Origin of the sequence: Sphingomonas sp. AP4-R1, from assembly GCF_013113735.1 — a bacterium.
Lineage (GTDB): Bacteria > Pseudomonadota > Alphaproteobacteria > Sphingomonadales > Sphingomonadaceae > Sphingomonas_I.
Genome location: NZ_CP053346.1, coordinates 3,607,970 through 3,624,137 on the forward strand (window position 1 = coordinate 3,607,970; position 16,168 = coordinate 3,624,137).

Consider the following 16,168-nt stretch of genomic DNA (forward strand, 5'->3'; position numbering starts at 1 on the left):
GGCAGATGGGGATGCATGCGCACAAGGCGGACAGGGTCGTCCGCCGGGCGTTCAACCTGCGAGAAAGTCTCCGGCGATCCGGATTCCCTCGGCCGAGATCATGTGGCCGCCGCCTTGCTCGATGTGGAGCGAGACGGGGGCGCCGGCCGCGCGCAGCGCCGCCTCGGCAGCCCTGGCTTCCGCCACGGGCATGACCGGATCGGCGGTGCCGTGGATCAGGCAGATGCGGGCGGAGCCGGGCGCAATCGGCAGCGGCGAGGCGAGCCGACCGGAGAAGGCCACCACCGCGCCGACGGGCCATCTGCCGGAGGCGATGGCGTCCAGCGCCATGATGCTTCCCTGCGAGAAACCGACGAAGGCCACCTTGTCGAGCCGATCGGCGAACCCCTCGCGCTCCAGGATGTCCGACACCAAAGCATCGAAGGCGCCCCGTGCGGCGACGATCCGCGCCGCACGATTGTCCGGGGTGACGCCGGCCACGCTGAACCACTGGCGCCCGCCACTTCCCTGATCGAAGGGAAAGGGGGCGTCGGGCGCGACGAAGGCGGTGTCGGGCAGCCTCTCCCGCCACAGGCCGCCAAGGCCGGCGAGATCGCCGCCCCGGCTGCCGACGCCGTGAAGGAACAGGACGAGCCGGCGGCTCATGCGGCACCTCCCGTGAGGGAAACGGGATCGAGACCGGGCAGATCCGGGCCGATCGGCACGATCCCGGTAGGATTCAGCGCCTTGATCGAATAATAGCCGCGCTTGATGTGATCGATGCTCACCGTCTCGCGGATGCCGGGCACGGCGAGCATCCCGCCGAGATAGCGGCTGAGCGCGGGATAGTCCGCGATCCGGCGCAGATTGCATTTGAACAGGCCGTGATAGGCCGCATCGAACCGCACCAGCGTGACGAACAGGCGGATATCCGTTTCGGTCAGGCGATCGCCGAACAGGAATGCGCGGCCATCGGCCAGCCGGGCCTCCAGCGCATCGAGCATCGAGAACACGTCGCGGAAGGCTTCGTCATAGGCGATCTGCGTGGTCGCGAAGCCGGTGCGATAGACGCCGTTGTTGAGCCGGGGATAGATCGCATCGTTCAGCGCGTCGATCGCATCGCGCAGATCGGCGGGATAGAGGTCCACCGTGTCGTCCGCCAGCGGGCCGAAGCCGCTGTTCAGCATCCGCACGATATCGGCGGATTCGTTGCTGACGATCGTGTCGGTCTTCCTGTCCCACAGCACGGGCACGGTGGCGCGGCCGGTGTAAGCCGGATCCGCGCGCGTATAGAGCTGGTGCGCGTAGGCCAGGCCGTGGAGATGATCGGGCGTGGCGCCGCGATCATCGCCGAAGCGCCAGCCCTCGTCGGTCAGCGCCGGTTCGACCACGGACACCGAGATGGCGCCGTCCAGCCCCTTCAGGCGGCGGGCGATCAAAGTCCGCGATGCCCACGGGCAGATGAGCGCGACGTACAGATGATAGCGGCCTGCCTCCGCCGCGAAGCCGCCCGTGCCCGTCGGGCCGGGGCTGCCGTCCGGCGTCACCCAGTTGCGAAAGCCCGAAATCTGGCGGACGAAGCCGCCTTTCTCGTCCGTGGCTTGTACCGGCTGCCAGTCGGCGGTCCATTTTCCGTTCACCAGCATGGGATCACCGCGTCGCGTTGACGACGAGATCGACGCGCACGTTGGCGGCCACCGCCTCCGTGCCGGCGAACTGGCCCTGGCCGACGCCGAACCAGCGGCGATCGAGGGTGAGGCTGCCCCGCATCCGCGCCTGCCGGCCATCGACGGCGAGCTGGAAGGGCAGGCTGACCGGACGGGTGGTGTTGCGGATCGTCAGCGTGCCGTTGGCGACATAGCGATTGGGGCCGATGGCATTGAACTGGCTGGCCTTGAAGGTGGCGCGGGGGAAGGCCTTTGCGCTGAACCAGTCCTCCCCGGGCAGGGATTCGTCACGCGTGGCATCGCCGGTGGCGGCAGAACCGGTGTCGATCACCGCCACCACGCTCGATCCCGCGAGATTGGCGGGATCGAAGGCGATGCGGGTGTCGAACCGGCGGAACGATCCGGGGATCGCCTGCCCGTTCATCGATGCGACGAAGCCGATCTTCGACGTCGCCTTGTCGAGTGTCCAGTTGGGCGCCGGGGCGGCGACGGCCGGCGCGGAGAGCAGAGCCGTCGCGAACAGGACGGGCACGAGGGAGCGCATGAGGGGGAACTCCTGATGTCAGCGCGGATCGGCGGAGAGGAACGGGATCATCCGCCCGAGCACGCCATCGCGGGTGAGAAACTGGTGCTTGAGCGCGGCCAGCACATGCAGCGCGATCAGGGCCGCGCCGCCGAAAGCCAGAGCGAGGTGGATATTGGTCGCCGCCCTGTCGACGCCGGCCTTCGGCCCGGACGGCAGATCGTGCAGGACCGCGATGTGGGGCCAGGGGATGTGGTGCCACAGCAGGGTAGGGATGTTGAGCGGGCTGACCGAGACGAGCGCCCAGCCGGTGAGCGGCATCCCGATCATCATGAGATAGAAGATGCCGTGCGTGGCGTGCGCGGCGAACCGCTCGACACCGGACATGCCGGCCGGCAAAGGCGGCGAACGATGGGTCAGGCGCCAGCCCAGCCGCGCGAGGCTGAGGACCAGCACGGTGATGCCGATCGACTTGTGCAACTGGAACGCATCGAACTGGGCGAGGCCGGACAATGAGCCCATGCGCCAGCCCACGACCAGGTTCGCCAGGATGAAGCCCGCGATCAGCCAGTGGAGGAGGATGGCGACCGCCGAATAACGGCTGCGGCCGGGAGTGGGCGCGACGGGCGCCGGGGCAACGGGCATGGGGCCGGGGCTCCGTGAGGGCGCCGCACCCCGTTTGCGGGATGCGGCGGTTTCGCTCAGTTGGACTTTTCGAACGCCGCGCTGATCTTCAGGCGGACCTCGTCGCTGACGGCGGGCACATATTTGCTCACGCCGAACTCGGAGCGCTTCAGCGTGCCGGTGGCGGTGAAGCCGACGGTATAGGCCTTGCTCATCATGTTCACGCCGGCGCCGCCGAAGGTGGCGTCGAGCGTAAGCGGCTTCGTCACGCCGTGCAGGGTGATGGTGCCCGAGATGCGCGCGGTGCGCGGGCCGGTCTGCACCACCGTCTGCGAGACGAAGCGGATCGCCGGATATTGCGCGGCGTCGAACCAGTCGGCGCTCTTCAGTTCCCCGTCCAGCGTGGCGTTCGTGGTCGAGATGCCGGCGACGGGCAGCGACACGTCCAGCTTCGTGTTGGCGATCGCCTTCGGATCCAGCACGAGCGTGCCGGTCGCGCCGGGGATCACGCCGAAGAAATCATTGAAACCGAAGTGGTTGACGGTGAATTCGGCGAGCGTGTGGTGCGTCTCCACCTTGTAGGTGCCGGCCTCGACAGCCTGCGGCGCGACCGGGGCGGCGACGGCAAGCGCGGGGAGGGAGGCGGCCAGCATCAGGGCCGCGAGCGGAATCGACTTCATGGGAAAGCTCCTGGTTCGGGGAGGCGGCCATCGTGGATGGCGGCGCCGTGCGGACATGGCCGTCCGGCCCGTCGCACCCCGATGTAGCCTTGCGCCCGTCAGGCGATAATCCCATCCTTCGGCGAATGTCTTTCAACCAGAGGTAGGGAATATCCTACCAGCATCCTGAGATGGTCGGCATCTGCTCGGCCAGAAAATCGATCCACGCGCGCGTCTTGGCGGCGGGGCGGCGCGTGGGATGGGTGACGGCGTGGACAGCGCCAAGGCCGATCGGCGGCAGATCCAGCTCCAGTTCCACCAGTTCGCCGGCGGCGATGGCGGCCGCCGTCATGAAGCGGGGCGCGTAGGCGATGCCCAGCCCGGCACGCGCCGCCTGGACGAGCGCTTCGCCATTATTGGCGTTGAGCGTGCCGCGGATCGGCACCCGGGTGCCACCATCGACGCCGAAACCCCATATGCTGTCTCCCACGAGCGGCGCCAGCGTGTAGCCCAGGCAATTATGATGGCCGAGATCGTGGATCGAGACGGGCTTTCCCCGCCGCTCGAGATAATCGGGCGCGGCGCACAACGTCATCCGCACCTGCGCGAGCTTGCGCGCGATCAGCGTGGAATCGGGCAGCCGCCCGATCCGGATCGCGACGTCCCAGCGCTCCTCCAGCAGATCGACAAAGCGATCGTTCAGGCCCAGCTCGATCGAGACGCCGGGTTGCCGCCGCGCGAATTCGGCGATCAGCGGCGCCAGATGCATCACGCCGAACGTGACGGGCGCGTTCACCCGCAACAGCCCCTCGATCACCACGGATCGCGCCGACACCTCATTTTCCGCTTCGCGCAGATCGGCGAGGATGCGGCCGGCCTTCTCGAGATATTCGGTGCCCGCCTCGGTGAGGGACAGGCGGCGGGTGGTGCGATGGACGAGCGTGGCGCCCAGCCGCTCCTCCAGGTGCCCCAGATGCTTGGCGGCCATCGCCGGAGACATGCCCATGCTGCGCGCGGCGGCGGACAGGCTGCCGAGCCGCATCGAAAGGACGAACACCTCTATCCCGGTCAGACGATCCGACATCACTTCCTACCGTTGGTTGAAAAGCTTTGCACAAAATTGATGATTATCATTAAATCTGGCAGTGCGCATATGTCGTCGCGAAAGGATCATCCGATGCGCCAGCCAACCCTGTATATCCCCCATGGCGGCGGGCCATGCTTCTTCATGGAGGACCCGCAGGGCGTGTGGACCGGCATGGAGGCTTTCCTGCGCGGCATCGGCCCGACGCTGCCGGCGAGGCCGGAGGCCATTCTGATCGTGTCCGGCCATTGGGAGACGCGCGGGCGCTTCTCCTTCACTTCCGGCCCGCGGCCGGGGCTGATCTACGATTATGGGGGCTTCCCGGCGCACACCTATGCGTTGCGCTACGACGTGCCCGGATCGCCCGCGCTGGCACAGGACGCGGCCGCCCTGCTGAACGCGGCGGGGCTGACGGCGGATCTGGATGCCGATCGAGGGCTGGATCACGGCGTGTTCGTGCCGCTGAAGGTGGCATTTCCGGAGGCGGATATTCCGGTGGTGGAGATGTCGCTGGATCGCAGCCTCGATCCGAAGCTCCATCTCGCAGCCGGACGCGCGCTGGCATCGCTGCGCGATCGCGGCGTGCTGATCGTGGGCGCAGGCATGAGCTTCCACAACATGCGTGGCTATGGCGATCCGCGCTTCACGCGGCCGTCCGACGATTTCGACGCCTGGCTGGCCGAGACGGTGACCGACGCACCCGCCGCCCGCGAGGCGCGGCTGATCGAATGGGAGGCCGGGCCCGCCGCGCGCCTGTCCCACCCGCGCGAGGAGCATCTGCTGCCGCTGCTGGTCGCGGCGGGGGCGGCGGACGGCGCCGGCGAACGCATCTATGGCGAGCATGTGCTCGGCACCGCGATCTCCGGCTTCCGCTTCGACTGAGGGCGGCCCGGCGCTGCGTCAGCCGGGGATGATCCCCGGAAACCAATATTGCTGCGCCACGACGAGCAGCCCGAGGAGCGAGGTCAGGATGATGCTGTGCGGGAAGGTGCGGGCGAGGATCCGCCCTTCCTGCCCGCGCAGATCGGTGACGACGGTGCCGGTGGAGATGTTCTGCGGCGAAATCATCTTGCCCATCACGCCGCCGGACGAGTTGGTCGCCGCCATCAGGATCGGGTTCAGGCCCAGCTTGTGGGCGGCGACGACCTGGAGATTGCCGAACAGGGCGTTGCCGGACGTGTCGCTGCCCGACAGCGACACGGCCAGCCAGCCGAGGAAGGCGGAGAGGAACGGAAACAGAGCCCCGCTCGATGCGACGGCGACACCGAGCGTATAGGCCATGCCCGAATAGTTCATGAGATAGGCGAGGGCGATGATCAGTGTCGTCGTCAGAGCCGGTAGCCTGACCTGCCGGGCCGAACGGCCGACCGCGCCCAGAAACTCCGCCGGGCTCTGTCGGGAGATGATCGCCGTGAGGATCGCCGCCGCCAGGATCGCGGTGCCGGTCGCCAGCGGCTGGAAATCCCAGACCGCCGCATAGGGCTTGTCGTAAACGGTGATGAAGATCGCATTGTCGAGGCCCGGCCACTTCACCTTCATGCTGCCCAGCAGATTGAACTTTAGGTGGATCCACACCATCACGACCAGCGACAGGACGAGCCACGGCAGCCAGCCCTGAAGCGGTGCCCGACGATCCTGCGCGGAAAGCCGTGCGGACTCCTGCAATGCGGCCGGAATGACCAGCTTGAAGTGCGGATCGGGGGCGGGGCGCCAGACCTTGCTGAACGCCAGCGTGATGAGCAGCGACGCCAGCGAGGACAGCACATCCGTCAGCGCATAACCGAGATAGTTGGCGCTGAGGAACTGGACGAGGCCGAACGACAGCCCGGCGACGAGCAGGATCGGCCAGACGCCGCGCACCGCGCGCAGCCCGCCATAGACGCCGATCACGTAGAAGGGCAGCAGGACGGCGAGAAACGGCACCTGCCGCCCCATCATCGCGCCCAGCACATGATCGGGCAGTTGCGTCACAGCGGACAGCGTCGTGACCGGCGCGCCGAGGGCGCCGAAGGCCACTGGCGCGGTGTTGAACATCAGCGTGTAGACCAGCGCGTCCAGCGCGGGAAATCCGAGGCCGATCAGCAGGGCGCTGGTGATCGCGATGGGCGTCCCGAAACCCGCGACCCCTTCCAGCAGGCAGCCGAAGGAAAAGCCCACGACGACCAGCACGACGCGCCGGTCATCCGGCAGGTGGCGGATCAGCCAATGCCGCAGCGCCTCGAACTGGCCGGATGCGACGGACAGATTGTACAGGATCAGGGCGTTGAAGACGATCCACATCACCGGCCACAGCGCGAATGCGGCACCGGCGGCGGCGCTGTCCAGCGCCAGCCCGACCGGCAATCGCCAGATCGAGATGGCGAGGATCAGGCCCACCAGCAGGCCCACGCCCGACGCCTGCCATGCCGGCCGCCGCGCGACGCCGAGCAAGAGCAGAACGGCAACGATCGGAAGCGCCGCGACGGCGGACGATAGGCCGATATTGCCGCCGATCGGCGTCACGAGCTGATGAAACATGAAGGCGCGATCCCCGATATGGATACCGCCTTATAATGGTTTTAAAGGGTGGACTGTTGTCAACGTGCGCAGGGAATTCGCCGGAAATCCGCGAAGTCTGCGATCTGAGCGAACGATTGCGGATTCTTGCACGCGGTTTTGCGGGCAACCGTGACATTCCCGTCAACAATAAGCGGCGCGCACTCCACCGGAGTGCCGAATTTCCGAAATCCTTGAGAGTAATTCCACCGGATCCGCGAATATCGATCGCCCGATCTCACGCATGAAGGCGGTGTACAGGGATGGAATGTGCTTTCATGCCCCTTTGTGCAACATACCTTTGCCGAATGGGTGCTTAATCGAAGCTGCGCGAGTATCGATAATTCGCATTCCTTGTCGATATAAACGGCCTGAATACGGAGCGGTGTGATGACCATTTTGGAGATCGAGGCGCCGGAAATCCTGGACGATGCCGTCCCGGCCAGTTCGGACGACGGCGATCGGGCGCTGTTCTATGAATATAGCACGGCGGCCGATCCGATCCGGCCGAGCCTGACGCCGCGCATTCCCTATCATTTCTTTCCGCCGTCTCTTTATGCCGATGGACCGAGCCGGATCCTGCCGCTGGACATCAGCGCGGAACTGAAGACGGAGGGGCCCGCCACCGGCCCCGGCCTGTGCGCGAACTTCATCCGCATCGTGCAGGGAGATACCGTCCAGGCGGCGCCGCTCGCCACCTCGATGGTCTTCTATGTGCTGAAGGGCGCGGGCCGCGCGTTTCAGGGGGCGACCGAGCTGGCGTTCGGCGAAGGCGACTTCTTCACGCTGCCCGGTACGCAAGGCTTCGCGCTGACGGCGTCCGAGGATGCGGCGCTCTATTATGTGAACGATGCGCCGCTGCTGCGCTATCTGGGCGTCGCACCCTCGGCGGCGCGGTTCGAGCCGACGATCTACAAGGCGGCGCGCGCCAATGAAGAGCTCGCGAAGGCGGCGGCGGATCCGGGTGCGGCGCTTCGCAGCCGGATCAGCGTGCTGCTCGGCAACACCGCCTTCCCGCTCACGCGCACCGTGACCCATGTGCTGTGGGCGATGTATGGCATGATCGGGCCGGACACGATGCAGAAGCCGCATCGCCATCAGTCGATCGCGCTCGACCTGATCGTCGATTGCGCCCCCGGCTGCTACACGCTCGTCGGCCGCGACCTCGACGAGAATGGCGACATCCGCAATCCGGTGAAGGTGGATTGGGAGCCCGGCTGCGCGTTCATCACGCCGCCCGGTTACTGGCATGCCCATTTCAACAGCTCGGATCGACCGGCGCGCCTGATCCCGATCCAGGATGCGGGCCTGCAGACCTATCTGCGCTCGCTCGACATCCGCTTCGCCTGATCCCGTGCGCCCCCGCCTGGTCGTCGAGATCGGGCGGGGTGCGCGGCAGACGCGGGGCGACAGGGCTTTCCGGGCACGACGAGGCTTTCCGGATCGCCGTCAGCGCCAGCCATTTTCCTCTGCGAGATGCCGGGCGACGAAATCGAGAAACGCCCGCACTTTCGGAGAGACGACCTTCTTGGGCGGATAGACGCCCCAGATGGACGACGGCTCTCCCGCGGACAGATCCCAGAGCCATTCGGGAAGCAGCGCGACCAATTCGCCCCGACCGATCGCCTCCGCCACCGCCCAGCGCGGCAGCAGCGCGATGCCCATGCCGTCGATCGCCGCGCGCAGCAGGGCATCGCTCTCGTTGATGCGAAGCCGCCCGCTGACGGGCACCGCGCGCGGCTCGCCCTGAGGCGCATCCGCGCGGCGACAATACCAGCCCGTGCCGGGCTGGGATGCGGAGATCAGGCATTCCGCACGCACCAAATCGTCGGGCTCGCGGATCGCGCCCAGGCGATCGAGATAGGCCGGGCTCGCCACCGGCACGCGCTCATGCGGGGCCAGCCGCCTGCCGACGAGCGAGGAGTCGCCGAGAACGCCGATGCGGATCGCCACGTCGAGACCGGCTTCGATCAGATCCACGACACGATCCTCCAGCACCAGATCCATGCGAATGTCGGGATAGAGCGCGAGGAAGGCGGGCAGATGCGGGATGATGTGGTGCCGCCCGAAACCGGCCGGCATGGTCACGCGCAGAAGCCCCTGCGGGCGCGAATTCAGATCCTTGGTGAACTGCCGCGCATCGTCGAGATCGGCCAGGATGCTGACGGCGCGCCCGTAAAGCGCGGTCCCCGCCTCGGTGAGATGCAGCCGGCGTGTCGACCGATTGAGCAGGGCGGCGCCGACGTCGGCCTCCAGCGCGCTGACATAGCGGGATATGGTCGAGACCTTGGCCTCCTGCTCCTCGGCGGCGCGGGAAAAACTGCCGAGTTCGACCGCGCGAACGAACGCTTTCAGGGCCGTGAAATAATCCATCGGCCGATTTTGTCGGCCTGACGGGACGGGGATGTCAATGCGTGCGGACGGCTACGCCCCCTTTCCGGAACGGCGGCGGGCGGAGATGGCCGGCTGATCGGATCGGCCGGCCATCGTCGTTCGAGCCGGCACTCCCGCAGCCCGCGACGGCGCCTCATTTCCAAGGACGTATCCGGAAATGCCTATCCTCCCCTTCGCGAGGCCCGCCGGCGTGGACTGGCGCCTCGTGTTCGAAGACATTTATGGGCTGATCGTCGCGGCGATCATGCTGGCGACCGGGGCCTATCTTCTTTGCGTCGGCCATATCACGACGGGCGGAACCGTGGGGCTTTCGCTGCTGCTCGCGGGCCTGGCCGCCATCTCCTACGGCATGCTGTTCGCGGCGATGAACGTGCCGCTGTTCGTGCTGGGATGGCGCTGGATGGGAACGATGTTCACCGCCAAATCCCTGGCGGTGACGGCGATGACGGCCGGGCTGATGACGGCGATGCCGCAACTGCTGGTCGTCTCCAATCTGAATCCCATTCTCTCCGCGCTGGCCGGCGGCACGCTCGTCGGCATGGGGGCGCTGGCGGCCCCGCGCCACGGCGCGGGGGCAGGGGGGACGCTGGTCATCGTCCTCTGGCTGCAGAAGCATTATCGGGTGAACGCGGGGCTCGCGCAGCTTTGCTTCGATCTCCTGATCATCCTGTTGGGCGCGATCCTGCTCGATCCCGTCTCCGCCGCCTGGTCGGCGGCGGGCGTCATCGCGACGGATGCGATGATCATCACCTGGCACCGCACGCCCGCGCAGCACGCAGGATCAAAGGCGGTGGGACTGGATGCCACGCGTTAGCGGACCGGTCCGATGTCTCAGCGCTCCGAGCGCGGCGATCCGGCGGGTGTCACAGGCATCAGTTTCGCCCTGTTGATGCCGATCGTTTCCGCCAGCCAATCGGTGAAGATCCGCACATGCGGCCTTTGCCGCACATCGAGATGGATCGAGAGCCAGAACGATCGGTTGATCACGATCTCGGGCAGGACCGCGACGAGGGACGGATCCGCGTTACCGATGAAGCAGGGGAGGACGCCGATGCCGGCCCCGGCGGCGATGAACCGATATTGCGCGTTGATGCTGTTGGACCGCAAGGCCGCATGAAGGCCCGATCCGATCTCGTCCAGATAATCCAGTTCGGGCGCATAGATCAGATCCGGTATGTAGCCGATGAGGCTTTCCCGCTGCAGCGCCGCGATGTCCGCGATCCGGGTGCCGTCTCCGACGAGCGCGCGGCTGGCGAAGAGTTGCAGCGCATAATCCGTCAGTTTGCGCGTCGCGAGAGGGCCTCGGCGCGGCTTGGCGAGAAGGATCGCGATGTCCGTCTCGCGTCGCGACGGATTCAGGAAGCCGCTGGTCGCAACCAGTTCGACCTCGATCGTGGGATGCGTGCGCGCGAAATCCGCCAGATGATGCGCCATGAACCACGTTCCGAACCCTTCGGACACGCTGACGCGGACGAGACTGGGCTGATGTGTCTGGCCGAGGACCTCCGCCGAGGCGGCTTCCATGGCGGCGGCCTTGCGCGCGATCTGCCGTCCCGCAGCCGTGAGCCGGGGGCCGCTGCTGAGCCGCTCGACAAGCGTCTGGCCCATATCGCGTTCCAGCCTCTGGATACGCCGGCTGATCGTCGTGGGATCGGCTTTCAGCTCCGCCGCGGCCTTCGCGATGAGACCGTGCCGGGCGACCGCCAACAAAACCCGCAGGTCGTCCCATTGCATGAAGCTGCAATAATGCAGTCAGTGACTGCGTGTCCAGCAGTTGCGCACGCCCCGCACTGCTGCCACCTCCGGATGTGAGGAGAGCGAAGACATGCGCCAGATCGATCACCTTATCGCCAGCCCGAGCGGGGAAAGCGCGTTTCGCTTTTCCGATGTATTCGATCCCAATACCGGCAAGGTGCAGGCGCGCGTCGCACTCGGCGGGGCATCCGATCTCGAACGGGCGGTCGGTGCCGCGCTCAAGGCTCAGCCGGGCTGGGCGGCGACCAACCCGCAGCGTCGCGCCCGCGTGATGTTCAATTTCAAGCAGCTCATCGAGAAGAACATGGACGAGCTGGCGCTGCTGCTCTCGTCCGAGCATGGCAAGGTCGTCGCGGATGCCAAGGGCGACATCCAGCGCGGGCTCGAGGTGATCGAGTTCGCCTGCGGCATCCCGCATGTGCTGAAGGGCGAATATACGCAGGGGGCGGGGCCGGGCATCGATGTCTATTCGATGCGCCAGCCGCTCGGCATCGTCTCCGGCATCACTCCGTTCAACTTTCCGGGCATGATCCCGATGTGGATGTTCGGCATCGCCATCGCGGTCGGCAACGCCTTCATCCTCAAGCCGTCCGAGCGTGATCCTTCCGTCCCGGTGCGTCTGGCCGAACTGATGCTGGAGGCCGGCGCGCCCGAGGGCATCCTGCAGGTCGTCCACGGCGACAAGGAGATGGTGGACGCGATCCTCGACCATCCCGAGATCAAGGCGGTCAGCTTCGTCGGATCGTCCGATATCGCGCACTATGTCTATCAGCGCGGTGTCGCTGCCGGGAAGCGCGTGCAGGCGATGGGCGGCGCCAAGAATCACGGGATCGTGATGCCCGATGCGGATCTGGATCAGGTGGTCGCGGATCTTTCGGGTGCCGCCTTCGGCTCGGCCGGCGAACGCTGCATGGCGCTGCCGGTGGTGGTGCCGGTGGGCGAGAAGACGGCCGTCGCCCTGCGCGAGAAGCTGATCCCGGCGATCGCCGCGCTGCGCGTCGGCGTCTCCACCGATCCCGAGGCGCATTATGGCCCGGTCGTGACCGCCGCGCACAAGGCGAAGATCGAGAATTACATCCAGATGGGCGTCGATGAGGGCGCCGAACTCGTCATCGACGGGCGTGGCTTCACGCTGCAGGGCCACGAGGAGGGCTTCTTCGTCGGGCCCACCCTGTTCGACAAGGTCACGCCCGCGATGCGGACCTATCAGGAAGAGATATTCGGGCCGGTGCTGCAGATCGTCCGCGCCGAGAGCTTCGAGGATGCGGTTCGGCTGCCGAGCGAGCATCCATATGGCAATGGCGTCGCCATCTTCACGCGCAATGGCCACGCCGCGCGCGAATTCGCCGCGCGCGTGAATGTCGGCATGGTCGGCATCAACGTGCCGATCCCGGTGCCCGTGGCCTATCACACGTTCGGCGGATGGAAGCGTTCGGCGTTCGGCGACACCAACCAGCACGGCATGGAGGGCGTGAAATTCTTCACCAAGGTGAAGACGATCACGCAACGCTGGCCCGATGGCGGCGGAACCGGCGAAAGCGCGTTCATCATCCCGACGATGGGGTGACGAAGACGAAGGCAGGGTATCGATCATGAGCCAGTTCGATCTGACCGAGGATCAGAGCGCCATTCAGGAGATGGCGCGCCGTTTCACCGCGGAGGCCATCACGCCGTTCGCGGCGGAATGGGACGAGACACACCATTTCCCGCGCGAGGTGGTGAAGGCGTCGGCCGATCTCGGCTTTGGCGGCATCTACGTGTCCGAGGAATCGGGCGGGGTCGGGCTCGGACGGCTGGAGGCGGCCCTCATCATGGAAGCGATGGCCTATGGCTGTCCTTCCACCAGCGCCTTCATCTCGATCCACAATATGGGCGCGTGGATGATCGATCGCTTCGGCACCCAGGCGGTAAAGGACGCATATCTCCCAAGGCTCGTGGCCTGCGAGATGCTCGCCAGCTATTGCCTGACCGAACCCTCTTCCGGATCCGACGCCGCCGCGCTCAAGACGAAGGCGGTCCTCGACGGCGACCATTATGTCGTGACGGGATCCAAGCAGTTCATCTCGGGCGGCGGCGAGAATGAGCTGTACGTCACGATGGTCCGCACCGGCGAAGACGGCCCGAAGGGGATCACCTGTCTCGCGATCGAGAAGGATATGCCGGGCGTCTCGTTCGGAGCGCAGGAGCGCAAGCTCGGCTGGAATTCGCAACCGACCGCGCAACTGATCCTCGACGGGGTGCGGGTGCCGGTCGAGAACCGGATCGGCGGGGAAGGGGAAGGCTTCCGCATCGCGATGACCGGGCTGGACGGCGGGCGTCTCAATATAGGAGCCTGTTCGCTGGGGGGCGCGCAGCGCGCGCTGGACGAAGCGATCGCCTATACGAAGGATCGCAAGCAGTTCGGCCGGAGCATCGCCGAATTCCAGGCGACGCAATTCAAGCTCGCGGACATGGAGATCGATCTGCAGGCCGCGCGGATTCTCCTCTACGCAGCCGCGGTGAAGGTCACGGAGAATGCGCCCGACAAGACCAAATTCGCGGCGATGGCCAAGAAGCTGGCGACCGAAACCGGCTGGTCCGTCGTCGATCGGGCGCTGCAGATGTTCGGTGGCTACGGCTATCTGAAGGATTATCCGATCGAGAAATTGCTCCGCGATCTGCGCGTCCACCGCATCCTCGAAGGGACCAATGAAGTCATGCAGATGATCGTCGGCCGGGATCTGGTCCGCCCATGAGCGACGTCCTGATCGAGGTTGTGGGCCGGGTCGGACGCGTCCGGCTCAATCGCCCCAAGGCGATCCATGCGCTGAACACGGGGATGTGCGAGGCCATGCTCGCCGCGCTCGATGCGTGGGCCGTGGATCCGGCGATCGAGGCCGTGATGATCGATCACGCCGAAGGTCGCGGCTTCTGCGCGGGGGGCGACATTCGCGCGCTGGCCGAAAGCGGCGCCGGCGATGGCCGGGCCGCGCGGGACTTCTTCCATGTCGAATATCGGCTGAACCATCGACTGTTCACCTATGACAAGCCGATCGTGGCGTTCATGGACGGGATCACGATGGGCGGCGGCGTCGGCATCAGCCAGCCGGCCGCCTATCGCGTCGCGACCGAGCAGACGCGCTATGCCATGCCGGAGACCGGCATCGGCCTGTTTCCGGATGTCGGCGGCGGCTGGTATCTCTCGCGGCTGCCGGGACGGATCGGCCAGTATCTGGCGTTGACCGGCGCGCGGATCGACGGAGCCGACTGTGTCGCGCTGGGGCTGGCGACCCATTATCTGCCGGCGGCGGCGCTCGACCCGGTGAAGGCGCGGATCATCGCCGATCCGGGCGCGATCGAGGTGGCGCTGGTGGCGCATTCCGTGCCCGCGCCGCAAGCCGCCATCCTCGCGCTGCGCGAGCCGATCGACCGCCTGTTCGCCGCCGACGATCTGGAAGCGGTGCTGGCCGCGCTGGAGGCGGATGGTGGCGACTGGGCGACGGCGCAGCGTGCCGTGCTCGCCGCCAAATCGCCCCAGGCGATGAAGGTCAGCCTGCGACTTCTGCGCGAGGGCGCGGCCATGCCGGACTTCGCATCGGAGATGCGGCAGGAATATGCGGTCGCGTCGCGCGTCGTGCAGCGCCACGATTTCGTGGAGGGCGTGCGCGCGCTGATCGTGGACAAGGACAATGCGCCCCGCTGGGATCCGCCGACGGCGGAGCAGGTGGACGAGGCGCTGATCGCCGGGATCTTCGCACCTTTGCCCGTCGGCGAGGCCTGGACACCCGCCTGAAGCCGCCTGGGAGATGCCATGAGCTACGAAACCATCCTCGTCGAGCAGCGCGACGCCGTGACGTTGGTCTCGCTCGACCGGTCGCAGGCGGCCAATGCGTTGAACGCTCAGGTACTGCCGGACTTCACCGCCACCTTCGCCGCTTGTGATGCGGATCCGGGCCGGCGCTGCGCCGTGCCGACCAGCCGCTGAGCGTCGGCCCACATCATAAAAACACGGAGGATCTCATGGCGACAGTCGCTTTCATCGGGCTCGGCAATATGGGGGGCGGCATGGCCGCCAACCTCGCCAAGGCGGGACACGAGGTACGCGCGTTCGATCTCTCGGCCGATGCGCTGGAGCGCGCACGGGACGCCGGCTGCACGCCTTGCGCCGACGCGGCTTCGGCCGTGGCCGGCGCCGATGCGATCGTGACGATGTTGCCGGCCGGCCGGCATGTCGAACAGACCTATCGGGACAGCGTCTTCGGCGTGGCATCGCCGGGCGCGCTGCTGATCGATTGCTCCACCATCGACGTCGATACCGCGAAGCGCGTGGCTATCGCCGCCGAAGCGCAGGGGCTCGTTGCGGTGGATGCGCCGGTGTCCGGCGGGATCGCGGCCGCGGCGGCCAGCACGCTGACGTTCATGGTCGGCGGCAACGACGAGGGCTTCCGCCGCGCGGGGGCTTTCCTGTCGAGCATGGGCAAGGCCGTCATCCATGCCGGTGCGAGCGGGGCGGGGCAGGCCGCCAAGGTCTGCAACAACATGATCCTCGGCGCGACAATGGCGGTCACGTGCGAAGCCTTCGCGCTGGCGGAGAAGCTGGGGCTCGATGCGCAGGCCTTTTACGACATCGCGTCGGTCAGCTCGGGCCAGAGCTGGTCGATCACCAGCTATTGCCCGGTTCGCGGCGTGGGGCCCGTCACCCCGGCCGATCGGGAGTATCAGGGCGGGTTCGCGGCGGCGCTGATGCTCAAGGATCTGCGGCTGGCGAAGGAGGCGGCGGCCTCCGCCCATGCGGACATTCCCGTCGGCGCGCGCGCGGCGGAGATCTACGAGGCGTTCGTCGCCAGCAACGATGGCGCCTTGGATTTCTCGGCGATCATAAGGCCCCTCCTCGAGAGAAACGGATGATGCCCCGGTAAACGGGCCGCTGAATCGAACCGGTGCCGTACCGCGGCGCGGGGCGGCGACG

Annotated in this window: 16 protein-coding genes and 1 pseudogene; 8 read left to right on the forward strand and 9 right to left on the reverse strand. The window is 66.8% G+C overall.

Features of this window, described 5'->3' with window-relative positions; translation table 11 throughout:
* Window positions 1-51: 51 nt before the first annotated feature.
* The 6 genes from HL653_RS16580 to HL653_RS16605 form a co-directional block, all read right to left on the reverse strand.
* Window positions 52-645 carry an alpha/beta hydrolase gene (locus HL653_RS16580; protein ID WP_171745496.1) on the reverse strand — a complete coding sequence of 198 codons (594 nt, stop codon included), beginning with the start codon at window positions 643-645 and terminating at the stop codon, window positions 52-54.
* Window positions 642-1,625 carry a glutathione S-transferase family protein gene (locus tag HL653_RS16585; protein WP_171745497.1) on the reverse strand — a complete coding sequence of 328 codons (984 nt, stop codon included), beginning with the start codon at window positions 1,623-1,625 and terminating at the stop codon, window positions 642-644. Before HL653_RS16585 ends, HL653_RS16580 begins: the two co-directional genes overlap by 4 nt.
* A gap of 4 nt (window positions 1,626-1,629) precedes the next feature.
* Window positions 1,630-2,190: a YceI family protein gene (locus tag HL653_RS16590; protein WP_171745498.1), complete on the reverse strand. Its 561-nt coding sequence runs from the start codon at window positions 2,188-2,190 to the stop codon at window positions 1,630-1,632.
* An 18-nt stretch (window positions 2,191-2,208) separates the two neighbouring features.
* Window positions 2,209-2,814 (reverse strand): cytochrome b, encoded by a 606-nt coding sequence (locus tag HL653_RS16595; RefSeq protein ID WP_171745499.1) that lies wholly within the window; start codon window positions 2,812-2,814, stop codon window positions 2,209-2,211.
* Window positions 2,815-2,870: 56 nt separating this feature from the next.
* Window positions 2,871-3,473 carry a YceI family protein gene (locus HL653_RS16600; protein WP_171745500.1) on the reverse strand — a complete coding sequence of 201 codons (603 nt, stop codon included), beginning with the start codon at window positions 3,471-3,473 and terminating at the stop codon, window positions 2,871-2,873.
* A gap of 154 nt (window positions 3,474-3,627) precedes the next feature.
* Window positions 3,628-4,536 carry a LysR family transcriptional regulator gene (locus HL653_RS16605; protein ID WP_171745501.1) on the reverse strand — a complete coding sequence of 303 codons (909 nt, stop codon included), beginning with the start codon at window positions 4,534-4,536 and terminating at the stop codon, window positions 3,628-3,630.
* A 93-nt stretch (window positions 4,537-4,629) separates the two neighbouring features.
* Here HL653_RS16605 and HL653_RS16610 point away from each other — a divergent pair, with 93 nt between their 5' ends.
* Window positions 4,630-5,418 carry a class III extradiol ring-cleavage dioxygenase gene (locus tag HL653_RS16610; protein ID WP_216599885.1) on the forward strand — a complete coding sequence of 263 codons (789 nt, stop codon included), beginning with the start codon at window positions 4,630-4,632 and terminating at the stop codon, window positions 5,416-5,418.
* Between the two features lie 18 nt (window positions 5,419-5,436).
* Here HL653_RS16610 and HL653_RS16615 read toward each other — a convergent pair whose 3' ends face one another.
* Entirely contained in the window at window positions 5,437-7,053 is a 1,617-nt protein-coding gene (locus HL653_RS16615; protein WP_171745503.1) for an L-lactate permease, read from the reverse strand.
* A gap of 408 nt (window positions 7,054-7,461) precedes the next feature.
* On the opposite strand from HL653_RS16615, the gene HL653_RS16620 reads away from it, so the two are divergent.
* Complete coding sequence (locus HL653_RS16620) at window positions 7,462-8,421, forward strand: cupin domain-containing protein (protein ID WP_171745504.1); 960 nt, start codon at window positions 7,462-7,464, stop codon at window positions 8,419-8,421.
* A 99-nt stretch (window positions 8,422-8,520) separates the two neighbouring features.
* On the opposite strand, the gene HL653_RS16625 is transcribed toward HL653_RS16620, so the two are convergent.
* Window positions 8,521-9,444: a LysR family transcriptional regulator gene (locus tag HL653_RS16625; protein ID WP_171745505.1), complete on the reverse strand. Its 924-nt coding sequence runs from the start codon at window positions 9,442-9,444 to the stop codon at window positions 8,521-8,523.
* Between the two features lie 178 nt (window positions 9,445-9,622).
* Between HL653_RS16625 and HL653_RS16630 the strand changes: the two genes are divergently transcribed.
* Window positions 9,623-10,279 carry a YitT family protein gene (locus HL653_RS16630; protein WP_171745506.1) on the forward strand — a complete coding sequence of 219 codons (657 nt, stop codon included), beginning with the start codon at window positions 9,623-9,625 and terminating at the stop codon, window positions 10,277-10,279.
* Window positions 10,280-10,296: 17 nt separating this feature from the next.
* On the opposite strand, the gene HL653_RS16635 is transcribed toward HL653_RS16630, so the two are convergent.
* Window positions 10,297-11,199, reverse strand: a complete 903-nt coding sequence (locus tag HL653_RS16635) for a LysR family transcriptional regulator (RefSeq protein WP_171745507.1) — start codon at window positions 11,197-11,199, stop codon at window positions 10,297-10,299.
* A gap of 91 nt (window positions 11,200-11,290) precedes the next feature.
* Here HL653_RS16635 and HL653_RS16640 point away from each other — a divergent pair, with 91 nt between their 5' ends.
* The 5 genes and pseudogenes from HL653_RS16640 to mmsB all read left to right on the forward strand — a co-directional run bounded on the left by HL653_RS16640 (window position 11,291) and on the right by mmsB (window position 16,107).
* Window positions 11,291-12,787 (forward strand): CoA-acylating methylmalonate-semialdehyde dehydrogenase, encoded by a 1,497-nt coding sequence (locus tag HL653_RS16640; protein WP_171745508.1) that lies wholly within the window; start codon window positions 11,291-11,293, stop codon window positions 12,785-12,787.
* 25 nt (window positions 12,788-12,812) lie between these two features.
* Window positions 12,813-13,955, forward strand: coding sequence for an acyl-CoA dehydrogenase family protein (locus HL653_RS16645; RefSeq protein ID WP_171745509.1), 1,143 nt, complete (start codon window positions 12,813-12,815; stop codon window positions 13,953-13,955).
* Window positions 13,952-14,992 carry an enoyl-CoA hydratase/isomerase family protein gene (locus tag HL653_RS16650; RefSeq protein ID WP_171745510.1) on the forward strand — a complete coding sequence of 347 codons (1,041 nt, stop codon included), beginning with the start codon at window positions 13,952-13,954 and terminating at the stop codon, window positions 14,990-14,992. Before HL653_RS16645 ends, HL653_RS16650 begins: the two co-directional genes overlap by 4 nt.
* A gap of 18 nt (window positions 14,993-15,010) precedes the next feature.
* A pseudogene (locus HL653_RS16655) lies at window positions 15,011-15,175 on the forward strand (enoyl-CoA hydratase); the annotation flags it as partial.
* A gap of 44 nt (window positions 15,176-15,219) precedes the next feature.
* The gene (gene mmsB / locus HL653_RS16660; protein WP_171745511.1) at window positions 15,220-16,107 is read left to right on the forward strand and encodes a 3-hydroxyisobutyrate dehydrogenase; all 888 of its coding nucleotides are present in this window, start codon (window positions 15,220-15,222) and stop codon (window positions 16,105-16,107) included.
* Window positions 16,108-16,168 lie beyond the last annotated feature (61 nt).

Excerpts from the sequence above, each read along its gene's own strand:
- HL653_RS16580 (WP_171745496.1), bottom strand. The coding sequence starts at position 645 with ATGAGCCGCCGGCTCGTCCTGTTCCTTCACGGCGTCGGCAGCCGGGGC.
- HL653_RS16585 (WP_171745497.1), bottom strand. The coding sequence starts at position 1,625 with ATGCTGGTGAACGGAAAATGGACCGCCGACTGGCAGCCGGTACAAGCC.
- HL653_RS16590 (WP_171745498.1), bottom strand. The coding sequence starts at position 2,190 with ATGCGCTCCCTCGTGCCCGTCCTGTTCGCGACGGCTCTGCTCTCCGCG.
- HL653_RS16595 (WP_171745499.1), bottom strand. The coding sequence starts at position 2,814 with ATGCCCGTTGCCCCGGCGCCCGTCGCGCCCACTCCCGGCCGCAGCCGT.
- HL653_RS16600 (WP_171745500.1), bottom strand. The coding sequence starts at position 3,473 with ATGAAGTCGATTCCGCTCGCGGCCCTGATGCTGGCCGCCTCCCTCCCC.
- HL653_RS16605 (WP_171745501.1), bottom strand. The coding sequence starts at position 4,536 with ATGTCGGATCGTCTGACCGGGATAGAGGTGTTCGTCCTTTCGATGCGG.
- HL653_RS16610 (WP_216599885.1), top strand. The coding sequence starts at position 4,630 with ATGCGCCAGCCAACCCTGTATATCCCCCATGGCGGCGGGCCATGCTTC.
- HL653_RS16615 (WP_171745503.1), bottom strand. The coding sequence starts at position 7,053 with ATGTTTCATCAGCTCGTGACGCCGATCGGCGGCAATATCGGCCTATCG.
- HL653_RS16620 (WP_171745504.1), top strand. The coding sequence starts at position 7,462 with ATGACCATTTTGGAGATCGAGGCGCCGGAAATCCTGGACGATGCCGTC.
- HL653_RS16625 (WP_171745505.1), bottom strand. The coding sequence starts at position 9,444 with ATGGATTATTTCACGGCCCTGAAAGCGTTCGTTCGCGCGGTCGAACTC.
- HL653_RS16630 (WP_171745506.1), top strand. The coding sequence starts at position 9,623 with ATGCCTATCCTCCCCTTCGCGAGGCCCGCCGGCGTGGACTGGCGCCTC.
- HL653_RS16635 (WP_171745507.1), bottom strand. The coding sequence starts at position 11,199 with ATGCAATGGGACGACCTGCGGGTTTTGTTGGCGGTCGCCCGGCACGGT.
- HL653_RS16640 (WP_171745508.1), top strand. The coding sequence starts at position 11,291 with ATGCGCCAGATCGATCACCTTATCGCCAGCCCGAGCGGGGAAAGCGCG.
- HL653_RS16645 (WP_171745509.1), top strand. The coding sequence starts at position 12,813 with ATGAGCCAGTTCGATCTGACCGAGGATCAGAGCGCCATTCAGGAGATG.
- HL653_RS16650 (WP_171745510.1), top strand. The coding sequence starts at position 13,952 with ATGAGCGACGTCCTGATCGAGGTTGTGGGCCGGGTCGGACGCGTCCGG.
- mmsB (WP_171745511.1), top strand. The coding sequence starts at position 15,220 with ATGGCGACAGTCGCTTTCATCGGGCTCGGCAATATGGGGGGCGGCATG.